Genomic DNA, 12728 nt, shown 5'->3' on the forward strand with positions numbered 1-12728 from the left:
CAAGCGCATCTTTCGCTTAGAGGGGACGACTTCAATATGGTGCCGAAGCAGATTCTTTTGCGCGCATGCTTGTGCCTTGCGGTGCTTCTCAGCATTGCGCCGGCCCACGCCGATGCATCAAAGCACAACGTCATTCTTTTCGTTCCCGACGGCTTGCGGCGGAAGATCGTCACGCCTGAAACGGCGCCGACGTTTGCCGATGTGCGCGACAAGGGCGTAAACTTCGTCAACAGCCACTCGTTGTTTCCGACGTTCACGATGCCAAATTCCAGCGGCATGGCGACAGGACATTACCTCGGCGACACCGGCGTGTTCGGCAACGTCATGTATGCCGGTTTTATCATTCGCTCGGCAAAGTCGGCTCGGTTATCGTTCATCGAAAGCGATGGCGTTATCGGTGATATCGACGACCACTTCGGCGGCAATTTCATAGACGAAGAGACGATCTTGCATGTTGCCCATCGCTCCGGCTTCAACACGGCCGCGATCGGCAAGATCGGCCCGACGGCCGTATTCGATCACTCCTCGCGCGGTGGCGCCGAAAGCGTCATCATCGATGACGCGACGGGTAGATCGGTCGGAATTCCGCTCGCTCCTTGGGTCAGCGAAGGCCTAAAGGCGTACGGACTGCCAAGCGAAGCTCCAAGCCGTCTGACCAACAAAGATCATGGCGATTTCAAAACGCCGGGCACTAAAGACGCCAACGTCGTACAGCAAGGTTATTTCGTGCGGGCCTTGACGAAAGTTGTGCTGCCGAAATTCAAGGAGGACGGCAAGCCGTTCGTCATCGTTTTCTGGTCGCGCGATCCCGACGGGACGCAGCACAACCAAGGTGACAGCTTCCTGCGGCTCGAACCGGGCATTAACGGTCCGACGTCGATGGCGGCCATCAGCAATGCCGATTCCAACCTGGCCATGATACGGCGCACGCTCGATCAGCTCGGGCTGGCTGATACGACAAACATCATCATCTCGTCGGACCACGGCTTCTCGACGATCTCGAAGCAGAGCCAAACGAGCGAAGCTGCGAAGGCCACCTATCCGAATGTGCCGCCTTCGCTGTTGCCGCCTGGGTTCCTCGCAATCGACCTCGCGAAAACGCTCGATATGCCGCTTTATGATCCGGACGACGGCAATGCCAAGGTCTCGGAGGGAACGCATCCGTCCGACGGCAATGGCTATATCGGCAAAGATCCGAACGCTCCGAACGTGATCGTCGCGGCCAACGGCGGTTCGGATCTCATCTATATTCCGAGCGGCGACCGGGAGCTCGTTCAGAAGACGATCGACTCGCTGATGGCGCAAGATTACGTCAGCGGGATTTTCGTTGAGGATGACCTCGGCAGCTTTGCGGGGACACTCCCGCTCAGCGCCGTCAATCTCAAAGGCGCGGCACTAATGCTCCGGCCCTCGATTGTCGTCAACTTCAAGAGCTTCTCGACCGGCTGCTCGGAACCGACCACGTGCGCGGTGGTCGTCTCCGATACCGAATTGCAGCAGGGCCAGGGCATGCACGGCAGCTTCAACCGGGGCGATACCGAGAACTTCATGGCCGCGATCGGCCCTGATTTCAAAGAGGGCTTTGTCGACGAGGCGCCGGCCAGCAATGCCGACATCGGCAAGACGATCATCGCGATCCTTGGACTGCTGCCCACGAGCCATGGAAAATTGGTCGGCAGACCATTGATCGAAGCGTTTCCGAACGGTGCAACGCCGCAGTGGGAGCGCAAGACACTGGGGTCAGCGCCATCGGCTTCAGGCCTGCGTACGATCCTGAATTATCAGGTGGCGGGCGATACGAAATATTTCGACGCCGCCGGCTTTCCCGGACGAACGGTCGGCTTGCATCCGGAGGCGACCATCGCCGAGACCCATAAGTGAACGCATCTGAAGCGCCCGGCCTTGCAAGCCGCGATAGGGTCCGTTTCAGACCGGACTCTGAACTTTCTGATTCAGATCTTATTGGTGACTGCGAGTTCGCGGTTCTGCTCGGCGACGCTCATATCGTTGCCGCGCCAGACGAAGGTGTCTCCCACCCAGCCCTCGACCCAGAGTACAGGCAAAAGCGCATCGCGTAGAAGCCACGTAAATGGCGAATGCCACCGCAGATGCCAGCCCGCAGCGTGTGCCAACAAGACTTCGGCACCCAACCAAAGCGACAGCAGCCCAGCGAGCGCCATTAACGGATCAACGTCGAAGGCCGTTGCGGCGACGGCGGCAGCGGCGGCAGGCAGAGTGCAGCCGGAAAGTATTTCCGGCGCATAGAACAAGGGGAACGTTGCACGACGCAGTCGCGCCCAGCGCACTTGCCGATCCCAGACTTGAGCCCTGGTTCGCAGGCCCAGCGGCTGCTCGAACGGGCGATCTACGAGCCGGACGTCAAGACCATGAGAGCGGACGATCTTGGTAGCGGCAGCGTCTTCGGCAATCTCGGCGCCCAACGCTTCGATGCCACCAGCATCGTCGAGGATATCGCGGCGCCAAAGCATCGACTTGCCCTGAGCAAATCCGAATCCGATCGTATCGGCCGCGCTTTGCCAGCGAGCCTGATAGGTGTTGAGGAATGCGCATTCGAGTTCAGCCCAAAAACCGATCGGTCGACTTCCGATGGGCGGCGAACAGACGAGGCCCACACCCGGCGTGAAACTCTGGAACAGATCGTCGAGGTAGTGCGCGGGCATCAGGACATTGTTGTCCGCCAGAACGATCCACCGATGGCGTGCGGCCGCCCATCCTTTGACGATGTTGTTGAGCTTAGGATTGCTGGTTGGCCGATCATCGCCGATCAACAGGCGGGCCTGGATATGCGGGTATTCGGCGATCAGCTTGCGAACAAGCGGTACGGCCGCATCATCCTCGCGAGCGGCGCAAAATATAACCTCATAGTCCGCGGCTTTCAGTTCGAATGTCGAACGCAATGTCATTTCATCGAAATGATCGACACCGCAAACCGGACGCACGATGCTGACCGGCTCAACATTTGTCGCACGCGATCGGCTACGTGGCGCCGATACGCGGTAGAGTGTCAAGGCGACCGTCAAAAGGTGGGTGGACACCGCCAAAATGCAGAAGACAAGAGCCGCCGTCGTCACGAGATCGGCCATAGCTCCTCCGTCGACAAGAATGAACCCGCTGCATTTCAAGATTCATTGAAACATTGACGACGGTTGCACGACAATTCTGCGACATCCAATAAGAATGCCCTAAAGTTGTAGCTCATCCACACTTTTGTCGCGTGAACCGCGAACAGTCTGCGCGCTGCAAGATTTATGATTTCGGCGGGCTGGCCATGCGGCGCACGGCAGTGGTCGACAAGTAGGCGCCAACAAAGGCCGCCGCGCAAAGGCCGATCACGCCGGGCAAGCCGTCATTCAAGTTGGCAGCCAAAAGCCCTTCGTAGGCGATCGCCGCGCCGATAACGCCACCGATCGCTGCGATAACAGTGTTGGAAACGCCGCGAAGCGACAAACCGTAGAGAATGCCCACAATCAGGCCCGGATACATCGAAGGCCAGAAATGATCGTCCATAATTCCCCTCCCAAGCTTCACTAGCCTGCAGCTAACACCCGCGCCGCCAGGAAGGGGTTGATACCAGTCAATGACAGCCGGGACGAGATGGCCGCGCAGACGACGTCTGGTCGCGGTTGATCTCAACTCGGAGAAAAGGAGACCGGCAGCGCCGAGTCGGCACCGCCGGTCTCAATTCCTGTTCGCGGACGCAGCGATCAGGTCCAGGGAGCGAAAAAACATTACGGGTCCGCGCTTCCTAATCCGCCTACAAATCGGGCGATGGTCCGACGGGCGCGAGTTCTCGGCCGGTGGCCTGAGAAATCTTGCTCATGCTCTGGTGGAACGATGCGATATCGCTTTTCCGTCATAGCCCGACGCCTCTCGTAGCAGCTGCCCGGCCTCGAAAATGGCGCCGGGCCGATGCGTGCGCGATAGCTGCTCTTTCTGCCAGGAACGGATTGGCGAAGCGGCGTCCCTCAAGGGCGTCGTAAGCTGCTAACGCTGAGTGAAAGAGGTATTCGCGTTCTCCGTCCTCTCGAATGACTAGACCGGCTTGATCGTCTCCAACTTCGATGACGTATGATTTTGACATGTCTTCTTGTTCGCCGGCAGTGGCCAGCGTCCTCTGAATGATTGCGATTGGGGAATAAAAACGCCGTTTTCTGAGCGGTTTTGCGCGCTCAACAGCGGCAGAGACAACAGCTCATCCGACAACCGACGTTCATCGTCGTTTCGTGAGGAGAAAGACAGTCAAAGTTCGTCTGTTTCATAGCGGTCTCCAGTGGCGGAGCCCACGAGTGCGTCGTGGAGCTTAGCGTTTGATGACGCGGCGCAAGTCTCATCGAAATCACCGCGGCGAGCACGCCAATCGTGCCCGCAAGAGCCATAAGACGCTGTTCGGCACGCCGGATCAAATAAGAAGACGTGCATTGCTTAGAACCGTGCTGATGAATAAGCGCCATGCACGGAGCTTGCGACTTTTTTCTACATCACGCTTGGCGTCATAACGCAATGATATTGCGCGGTTTTACCAACCCGTCAGAATGCAGCGCGTTCGCCGGAAATATGGGCTGGCGGTGTTCGCCGTTTGGTGGAATATCGTCCCTGTGGGATACGAGGGATTGCGACAATGAAGATCTGTATGATTGGAGCGGGCTACGTCGGTCTTGTTTCGGCGGCATGCTTTTCCGATTTCGGCTGGACAGTCACCTGCGTCGACAAAGATCCGGACCGGCTGGCAGATCTCAAAGCTGGGCGTTCCCCGATCTATGAACCCGGCCTCGATGATCTCATGGAGCGGAATATCAAGGCCGGGCGCCTGCTATTTACGGAGAAGCTGGGTCCGGCTGTCGCCGACGCCGATGTCGTCTTTCTGGCTGTCGGCACGCCAATGCGCCGGGGCGACGGATACGCCGATCTCTCCTATGTCTTCACGGCCGTCGAGGAAGCAGCGCCGTACCTTCAAGACTTCACTGTCGTGACGACAAAATCGACGGTGCCCGTCGGAACGAGTCGCGAAATCGAACGCCGTCTCAAAGCCAAGCGGCCGGACGCCGATGTGGCTGTCTGCTCCAATCCTGAATTCTTGCGCGAGGGATCGGCGATCCAGGACTTCACGCATCCCGATCGCGTTCTGGTCGGGACCGACGACGAGCGTGCGCGCGAGGTTATGGGACGCCTCTATAAGCCGCTGGCGCTGCGCGGTTCGTCCGTCATGTTCGTCGAACGCGAATCGGCTGAGCTCGCGAAATACGCGGCGAACGCCTTCCTGGCGCTCAAGATCAGCTTCATCAACGAAATTGCCGATCTGTGCGAGAGCGTGGGAGCCGACGTGCAGGAGGTCGCATCGGCTATCGGCAAGGACCGTCGCATTGGCGATAAGTTCCTGCATCCGGGGCCGGGTTATGGCGGGTCCTGCTTCCCGAAAGACGTCTCAGCGTTGATCCGAACTGCGCGGGAATTCAAGGCGCCAATCTCGATCATCGAGCAGGTCGAACGTGTCAATCATGAGCGCAAGCTGGCGATGGCCATCCGTATCGAGGAAGCCGCCGGCGGATCAGTGCGCGGCAAAACGATTGCGGTGCTTGGGCTGACGTTCAAACCCAATACCGACGACATGCGCGATGCGCCGAGCCTTGTCATCGTGCCGATGCTGCAAGAGCGTGGCGCAACGATTAGGGCCTGCGATCCGCAAGGACGCCGCCAAGCGGAGCCTCTGCTTCCAGGCATCACCTGGTGTGAGAACGCGAACGAGGCGGCCGAAGGCGCCGACATCCTGGTGGTCGTCACGGAATGGAACGAGTACCGCGCACTCAATCTTGAGGCCATCAAAGCGCGCATGACCGGCAATACCATCGTTGACCTCAGAAACGCGATCGACGCCGAAACGGCGCGTAGCCTCGGCTTCAATTATTCCGGCATCGGCCGAGGGAACGCCGCAGCCGAGATATCCGAACCGAGGCCGCGACCGCTGTCTGCGGACCTGCATTCGGCGCAAGCCGCAAAATAGGCGCCCCCGGCGTCTGACGCGCCTTGAGTTGCGGATGTCACTCTCTGCGATCGGCTGAGTCATCCTATTGACGCGGCCGGAATTTCGAGAATTTTTGTATTTTTCTCCGCTGTCCATGATCCGATGACGACCTCGCGCAAGCTTCGGGTAGGAAGCTCGCCCCAAAGCGCGAGGGATCTCTTTTCATGGCTGCGACGAAAACCGCCGCTCAGGGTGGCATCGATTTAGGCTTGGGTCAGCGCGATGCCGGCCTGGCTGTCGGCATCGTCGGCATCCTGACCATTCTCTTTCTGCCACTCCCTGCCTTCATGATGGACCTGGGGCTGGCGCTTTCGATTGCGCTGGCCATTGTCATCTTGATGGTTTCGTTGTGGATACGACGTCCGCTGGAGTTCTCGGCGTTTCCGACGATTCTACTTATCGCGACGCTGCTGCGATTGTCGCTCAACGTCGCGACGACGCGACTTATTCTTTCGCAGGGCGCCGAGGGGCCGGGCGCGGCCGGACACGTGATCGCCGGTTTCGCTCAGTTCGTCATGGGCGGCAATTTCGTTATCGGCATCATCGTCTTCATCATTCTGGTAACGGTGAATTTCGTCGTCATCACCAAGGGCGCAACGCGTATCGCCGAAGTCGGCGCGCGTTTCACCCTCGACTCGCTGCCCGGCAAGCAGATGGCCGTCGACGCCGACTTGTCGTCTGGCTCGATCGACGAAAAAGAAGCCATCCGCCGACGCAAAGAACTAGAAGAGGAAAGCCAGTTTTTCGGCGCCATGGACGGCGCTTCGAAGTTCGTGCGCGGTGACGCCATCGCGGGACTCATCATTACGGCCGTCAATATCTTCGGCGGTATCATCATCGGCATAACGCAACACGACATGCCGTTTGAAAACGCCGTCGACACCTTCGTCAAGTTGTCCGTCGGCGACGGCCTCGTCACGCAGATGCCGGCTCTCATCGTTTCGCTCGCGGCCGGCCTTCTGGTCTCAAAAGGCGCGACACAGGGGTCGACAGAAGGCGTCATCGTCAGCCAGCTCGGCAACTATCCGCGCGCGCTGATGGTGGCTGGCGGCGTCATGTCCATCCTCGCGTTGGCGCCGGGTCTGCCGCTGCTGCCGTTTGCAGCCATCGGCGGTCTGCTTACCTTTATCAGCGTGGGGCAGCTTCGACAGAAAGCAGCCGCGGAGCGCACTGCGGAGCAGGCGAAAGACGCTGCACAGGTCCCGTCGGCCGATGAGCAATCGCGTCAGTCCATCCGCGATCAACTTAAGACCACCGAAATCGAGATCTGCTTTGGCAAGCAAATCTCAACGGTTCTTATGCGTCCGACCGGCGACCTGCCGCAGCGCGTCGCCAAGATGCGCCGGAAGTTCGCGAAGCAATATGGGTTCGTCGTTCCGGAAATCCGTCTCTCGGAAGACCTGTCTGTGCCGACGAAAAGCTATCAGATCAAAGTTCACGGCACGGTCGTCGCGAGCGCCGAGCTTCGTCTCGGCGACGTACTTGTCGTCGTCGGCGATGGTCCGAAGCCGGAAGCTCCAGGTGACGAGACGCGCGAACCGGCGTTCGGCATGAAGGCCTTCTGGATTCCGGATATATTCACCAACGCGCTTAAACGCGATGGTTTCGTGCCGGTTGAAAATACATCGGTGTTGCTGACGCACGTGGCGGAAGTCATCCGCAACAGCCTCGCGCAGCTGTTCTCATATCGTGATCTCCGGGCGCTGCTCGAACGCCTCGATCCGGAATATCGCAAGCTGCTCGATGAAATCTGCCCGACGCAAATCTCATATTCCGGCCTGCAGAGCGTTCTTAAAATGCTCCTTGCCGAACGCGTTTCGATCCGGAATCTGCATCTCATCCTCGAAGCCGTCGCAGAGATCGCGCCGTTTACGCGCAAGGCGGAGCAGATTTCCGAGCATGTTCGCATGCGGCTTTCGACACAGATTTGCGGCGATCTCAGCGAAGGCAACTATCTCAAGGTCGTGCGCCTTGGGAACAAATGGGAACTCGCGTTCCATCAGGCATTGAAGCGCGACGCCAAAGGCGAAGTCGTCGAATTCGATATCGAGCCGCGCCTGATCGAGCAATTTGGAACAGATTTGGCTCGCGTCGTGCAGCCGCTCATGGATGCCGGACATCAATTCGTGCTCGTGACCGCCGCCGAAACGCGCCCATATGTTCATACCGTTACCGAGCGCCTCTACGGCACGCTACCCGTTCTTTCGCATTTGGAAATCAGCCGGGGCGTCCAGATCCAGTCGCTCGGCGCGATCGCATGACGGAACTGACACATCAAACACTGCTTGTTCCGTTTGTCGTATTCTGCCGTGTCGGCGCTTGCTTCATGGTCTTGCCCGGCATTTCGAGCGAGCGCATTCCAGTGCAGCTTCGTCTCTTCGCGGCGATTGCTGTCGCGCTTGCGATAACGCCCTTGGTGTTTGATGCGGTCCAGCCGGCCACGACGGAAACGTCCGGCAATCTCCTTTCTCTGATCGGCATCGAAACTCTGACCGGCATTCTTCTGGGCTTCCTTGTGCGCGTTCTATTCTTAGCGCTCGAGTTTGCGGCGACAACGATGGCGAACCTTGCGGGCTATGGCTCGATCTTCTCGCATTCCGTCGACAACAACGATCCCTCATCACCCTTCAGCTCGATGGTGACGATGCCGGCCGTAGCGCTGTTCTTTATTACGGACCAGCACATCAACGTCATTCGCATGCTGCAGAACTCATATGTCGGGCTCAAAGTCGGCACGGCAATTGCCTCGCCCCCCAATCTGCAATTGATCGTCTCGAATATCGATACGGCCTTCCGCCTCACGATTCAGCTCAGCGCGGCACTCGTCGTTTATTCAATCACGGTCAACCTTGCGTTCGGCTTCCTGAACAAGATGGTGCCGCAGATCCCGATCTATTTCGTGTCTACGCCGTTCGTCCTGCTCGGTGGTCTCTTTATTCTTCTGCAGATCGACAAATCCGTATTGGAAATTTTCGCATCTCTCGTCTCTCAAGCTATCCAGAATATCGGTCAATATGGCTAGATCATCGAGCAAAGTACGCCGTCTCGTTGATCTCTTTCGCGATCTCGAGACGACAGAGCGGGCCAAGGTCGGCGAGCTAGCGCGGCAGGTCAACGATTTGCGCTCGGCGCAGGACGCTTTGCTGGCGCGGGTCGCCAATCCGACGCCCGAAACCGAACCGTTCCTGGCGCTCATGTCGCGTAGCATCGGCAATATGGACCGGCGCCTTCAACGCCTCGCGAGGGAGCACGAGGCTGCCGTCCGCCGCTATGCGCAAGCGGCAGGCCGCACCCACGGCGCATCCGAGTTACTTGCCGATGTTCGCGCCGAAGAAGCACGCAAATCCGAACAAAAAGACCTCGAAGCTTTGCTCGAATTCCAGCAATCCCTCGCCGCGCAAGGCCGGTGTAAGTCTCCGCGTTCAACCTGATACCGTCGCACACATTCCAACGATGATTTGATGTCGAGCATCCCACCCGTTTCAGCAGCAGATCAGGCCATTTGGGCCGCGAAGCAGAGCGTTCGGCTGACGTCGGCGAGCAATAGCCAGACTGCGCAGACTGCGACTTCGTCGACCCAAGTTCCGGCGAACGACGCGCGGCAGAAAAAGCTCAAAGAAGTGGGCCAGCAATTCGAGGCGCTCTATCTCCGACAGATGCTTGAGGAATGGCTGCCGAAAGATTCCGAAGCGTTGTTTGGGGAAGGCACTGCGGGTTCGATATGGCGTTCCATGCTGGCAGACCATATGGCGACGACGCTGTCCAAATCGGGAACGATCGGAATTGCTCAAATGATAATGAAGCACGAGCCTGATGGCTCGAAAGGAAAGTAGATATGGGCACGCTCATTGCAGATGATAAAGCCGGCTCTTCTCAGTTCCCGGCTGGCGGTGCGGCCCGCACGAATAACCACGCTCGGGGCGACCGGCGCAATGCGCCACAACATCAGCCGCCGATGCACGATGCTGATGCCGCGCGCGCCGTCGTCTTTGCCGTGCTCAATCGCATCGAAGGGTATCTCGAGGAAGAGACGATCGCCCTCGACAAGGCGCCCAATTTCGATCTCAAGACATCAAACGATCGCAAGAGCCAGGGCCTCGTGGATCTCAATCATGCGATGCGGCGCTTGAAAAGCGACGACGTCAATGAAGATCTCGAATTGCGATTGCAGGTCTTTCGCGGCAAGCTCGCCGTCAATCTTCGGAAGATCCGCCTGCATCTTGATGCCGTAAAAGAAATCACGGCAATGCTGTCCGATGCGATCCAAAACGCCGAATCGGATGGCACATATACGCGCAATATCGGACCGATGCGGAGTAGCCCGTGATCCGATCGCTGGTCCTTGCACTCATCACTTGTCTGTCGACAATCGGCGGCCTTTATGGCGCGATGTCGTGGAAGGCGGCGGCGAAGGCCGCGAGCGCAAACGCCGAGCAAGGCCAATATCAAATGATGCGCACGCGCATGGTCAGCGTGCCGCTGCTGTCGAACGGCGAGGTTCTTGGTTACATCGTAACGCGCCTGCAGTTCCTCGCCGACACAAGTCTCTTGAAGATCGGCACGGTGCAGCCTGAGGCGTTCGTCGCGGACGAAGCTTTCCGACAAATCTACGAGAAAGCGCCGGAAGACATGAGGAGCGGGCGCAAACAAGTGATCAACGAGCTCGCCAATAACGTGGCCGCCGGCGCGAACAAGCGCATGGGGCGCGATGTCGTTAAAGACGTAATGATTGATAGTTGGGCCTATCTCTCCAAACAAGACATGATGAGAAAACTATGACAGCCATTGATACTGATTTCGGCTTCGATGCCGTTTTCCGGAAGTCTGCCGCCGAACTCAAAGTCCGTCTCACGCGCGACGTTGAACTTGGGATTAAACCGCAATCGGTTCGACGGCGCGGCAGTCTCGCCGCGTTCTCGGTTTTTGCCGGGCTTGGCGCGCTTTCGGTTGGCATCTTCATTATCGGCTGCTCGGCTCTTCGGTCCGATTCACCGGAAATCTGGATTCACCGATTGATGGCGCTGGCGATCGTGCAGAGCATCTTGATCGCCGCCGTTTCGATGAAAATTCTGCCGGTTCTCGAGCGCGGCCGTTCGCTGACGAAGGTTAGCGCAATGCCTCGGAGCGCACCGCCCCTCGAGCCGCCTCGCATGTCGCCGACGCCAATGCCGACACCGCCACCCTTGCCGTCGCCTCCCAAAGCGGTTGTTGGCGGCCAACTCGCGGGACGCGAATTTCTGGAGTACGACGACGGTTCGATCGAGATCGACACGCTTGTCGGGCGTCGCCGCTTCGCCTCGCTCGACGCTGCGCGGGAATTCGTCGGCGCTTAGCTCAACGAGGCATCGGCCAGCTATCGAAATCGTCAAAATCGCCGGTCGCGTTCTGGCTATCGGCCGTCTGCCCCGTCAACCGCTGGGCGACATCGGCGAGCTTGATCGTCTTCGCAGCGCTTGCGACATCGATTTTCCAGGCGGGCAGCGCGCTTTCAGAAAGGCCGTCCAGAAAATCGGCAATGGCGTCTAGGTTCTGGCAAAGCCGGTCCAGATTTTGCAGTTCGTAAATGGACTGCGAACCGCCGAATGCGCCGGCGACGATGAGATTGCCAATCAAATTCTGAAGATCCGCAGCCGAGCCAGCCAGCATCCGCACTTCGTCGGATGTCGTGCGCAGAACGTCGGGAACGGGCACGTTCACAGACTGCTGGAGTCCGCCGTTGTGGTTGTTCATTTTTATCCCCCAGCTTAGTGCCACTAAAAAAGTTCGAGTTCGCCGGCATTGTCGACGAGCGAGGCAACCGGCAGTTTCGCCGGCCGTTCGATCTCCGTCGGCCCCGTCAGCAGGATTTGCCGCGCGCGGCCGGAAACCGGCCAATACTGAATTCTGCGCCCCTGCGCACCCCCAGTGCTGCCACCGACATAGGTGATGCCTTCGGCCTTGAGAAAGCGCATCGCGAAGTCGGCGTTGTTCTTGCCGATGTCGGAGCGTGATCGCACTGTTCGGGCGCCCCCGAACACCTTGGCTTCGAGGCGTTCGCGTCGTGCGCCGGCTTTCAGCAGTCCGTTCACGAGCAGCTCCATAAGATGGACGCCCATGCGTTCGGCCTGCTGTGTGCTCCCAAGCTCACCCGGCAGCAGAAAGTGATTGATCCCACCGACACCCGCCAGCGGATCGCGAATGCACGCTGCCACACACGATCCAAGGATCGTCGTCACCATGACATTGCGGTCGTCAGTGACGAAGAACTCGCCCTGGATGATGTGGATCCGCTTTTCCGCTGTGGACGCGGTAGTCATGTCAGCTTACCAACCACGGCCTCGATGCAGGTCTTCAATTGCGGGACTGAAAAGGGCTTTGCGAGAAAGTTGTTTAGCCCCCACTTCCTGCCTTCATCAATCAGCGCTTTGTCGCCTTTGCCCGTCACCAGAATGAAGCCAACCTTGCTTGTTGGGGCATGCTGGCGGAGCGCGCGAAGAAGCTGAATGCCGTCGATTTTCGGCATGTTGAAGTCCGAGATAACGAGGTGGCAGGGCGCCGTCATCATCATCTTCAGGCCTTCTTCGCCATCCTTCGCAACCTTGAACGACTTCAATCCGATCTGATCGAGTCCGTCCGTCAGAAGCGCTCGGCTGACCGACGTATCGTCGACAACCAGAATCGATAATTGCTGCATTGCGGGCATAGTGAA

General features: G+C 58.6%; 14 protein-coding genes. 9 read left to right on the forward strand and 5 right to left on the reverse strand.

The window, feature by feature from the left end:
• The first annotated feature begins 36 nt into the window (after positions 1-36).
• Positions 37-1881: an alkaline phosphatase family protein gene (locus ACLB1Z_RS19345; protein ID WP_409563313.1), complete on the forward strand. Its 1845-nt coding sequence runs from the start codon at positions 37-39 to the stop codon at positions 1879-1881.
• 71 nt (positions 1882-1952) lie between these two features.
• On the opposite strand, the gene ACLB1Z_RS19350 is transcribed toward ACLB1Z_RS19345, so the two are convergent.
• Together ACLB1Z_RS19350 and ACLB1Z_RS19355 are read right to left on the reverse strand one after the other, a co-directional pair.
• Positions 1953-3104, reverse strand: a complete 1152-nt coding sequence (locus tag ACLB1Z_RS19350) for a ceramide glucosyltransferase (protein WP_409561294.1) — start codon at positions 3102-3104, stop codon at positions 1953-1955.
• Positions 3105-3267: 163 nt separating this feature from the next.
• Positions 3268-3528 (reverse strand): hypothetical protein, encoded by a 261-nt coding sequence (locus ACLB1Z_RS19355; RefSeq protein ID WP_409561295.1) that lies wholly within the window; start codon positions 3526-3528, stop codon positions 3268-3270.
• 1111 nt (positions 3529-4639) lie between these two features.
• Between ACLB1Z_RS19355 and ACLB1Z_RS19360 the strand changes: the two genes are divergently transcribed.
• The 8 genes from ACLB1Z_RS19360 (at position 4640) to ACLB1Z_RS19395 (ending at position 11373) form a co-directional block, all read left to right on the forward strand.
• The gene (locus ACLB1Z_RS19360; protein ID WP_409561296.1) at positions 4640-6019 is read left to right on the forward strand and encodes a UDP-glucose dehydrogenase family protein; all 1380 of its coding nucleotides are present in this window, start codon (positions 4640-4642) and stop codon (positions 6017-6019) included.
• A gap of 185 nt (positions 6020-6204) precedes the next feature.
• Positions 6205-8301: a flagellar biosynthesis protein FlhA gene (flhA, locus tag ACLB1Z_RS19365; protein WP_409561297.1), complete on the forward strand. Its 2097-nt coding sequence runs from the start codon at positions 6205-6207 to the stop codon at positions 8299-8301.
• Entirely contained in the window at positions 8298-9062 is a 765-nt protein-coding gene (locus tag ACLB1Z_RS19370) for a flagellar biosynthetic protein FliR (RefSeq protein WP_409561298.1), read from the forward strand. The genes flhA and ACLB1Z_RS19370 overlap by 4 nt, the downstream gene beginning before the upstream one ends.
• Positions 9055-9471, forward strand: a complete 417-nt coding sequence (locus ACLB1Z_RS19375; RefSeq protein ID WP_409561299.1) for a hypothetical protein — start codon at positions 9055-9057, stop codon at positions 9469-9471. Before ACLB1Z_RS19370 ends, ACLB1Z_RS19375 begins: the two co-directional genes overlap by 8 nt.
• A gap of 30 nt (positions 9472-9501) precedes the next feature.
• Positions 9502-9873, forward strand: coding sequence for a rod-binding protein (locus ACLB1Z_RS19380; RefSeq protein ID WP_409561300.1), 372 nt, complete (start codon positions 9502-9504; stop codon positions 9871-9873).
• 2 nt (positions 9874-9875) lie between these two features.
• A complete protein-coding gene (locus tag ACLB1Z_RS19385) occupies positions 9876-10367 on the forward strand; it encodes a hypothetical protein (RefSeq protein WP_409561301.1) in 492 nt (163 codons plus the stop codon).
• Positions 10364-10819 carry a flagellar basal body-associated protein FliL gene (locus ACLB1Z_RS19390; RefSeq protein WP_409561302.1) on the forward strand — a complete coding sequence of 152 codons (456 nt, stop codon included), beginning with the start codon at positions 10364-10366 and terminating at the stop codon, positions 10817-10819. Before ACLB1Z_RS19385 ends, ACLB1Z_RS19390 begins: the two co-directional genes overlap by 4 nt.
• Entirely contained in the window at positions 10816-11373 is a 558-nt protein-coding gene (locus ACLB1Z_RS19395; protein WP_409561303.1) for a hypothetical protein, read from the forward strand. Before ACLB1Z_RS19390 ends, ACLB1Z_RS19395 begins: the two co-directional genes overlap by 4 nt.
• 1 nt (position 11374) lies before the next feature.
• On the opposite strand, the gene ACLB1Z_RS19400 is transcribed toward ACLB1Z_RS19395, so the two are convergent.
• Genes ACLB1Z_RS19400 through ACLB1Z_RS19410 form a run of 3 tightly spaced genes read right to left on the reverse strand, consistent with a single transcriptional unit; the run spans position 11375 to position 12722 of the window.
• On the reverse strand, positions 11375-11770 hold the full coding sequence (locus ACLB1Z_RS19400) for a hypothetical protein (protein WP_409561304.1): 396 nt from the start codon (positions 11768-11770) through the stop codon (positions 11375-11377).
• 23 nt (positions 11771-11793) lie between these two features.
• Positions 11794-12336 carry a chemotaxis protein CheD gene (locus tag ACLB1Z_RS19405; RefSeq protein ID WP_409561305.1) on the reverse strand — a complete coding sequence of 181 codons (543 nt, stop codon included), beginning with the start codon at positions 12334-12336 and terminating at the stop codon, positions 11794-11796.
• Positions 12333-12722 (reverse strand): response regulator, encoded by a 390-nt coding sequence (locus ACLB1Z_RS19410; RefSeq protein ID WP_409561306.1) that lies wholly within the window; start codon positions 12720-12722, stop codon positions 12333-12335. The genes ACLB1Z_RS19405 and ACLB1Z_RS19410 overlap by 4 nt, the downstream gene beginning before the upstream one ends.
• Positions 12723-12728 lie beyond the last annotated feature (6 nt).

The organism is Hyphomicrobium sp. MC8b (assembly GCF_905067615.1).
Taxonomy (GTDB): domain Bacteria; phylum Pseudomonadota; class Alphaproteobacteria; order Rhizobiales; family Hyphomicrobiaceae; genus Hyphomicrobium_B.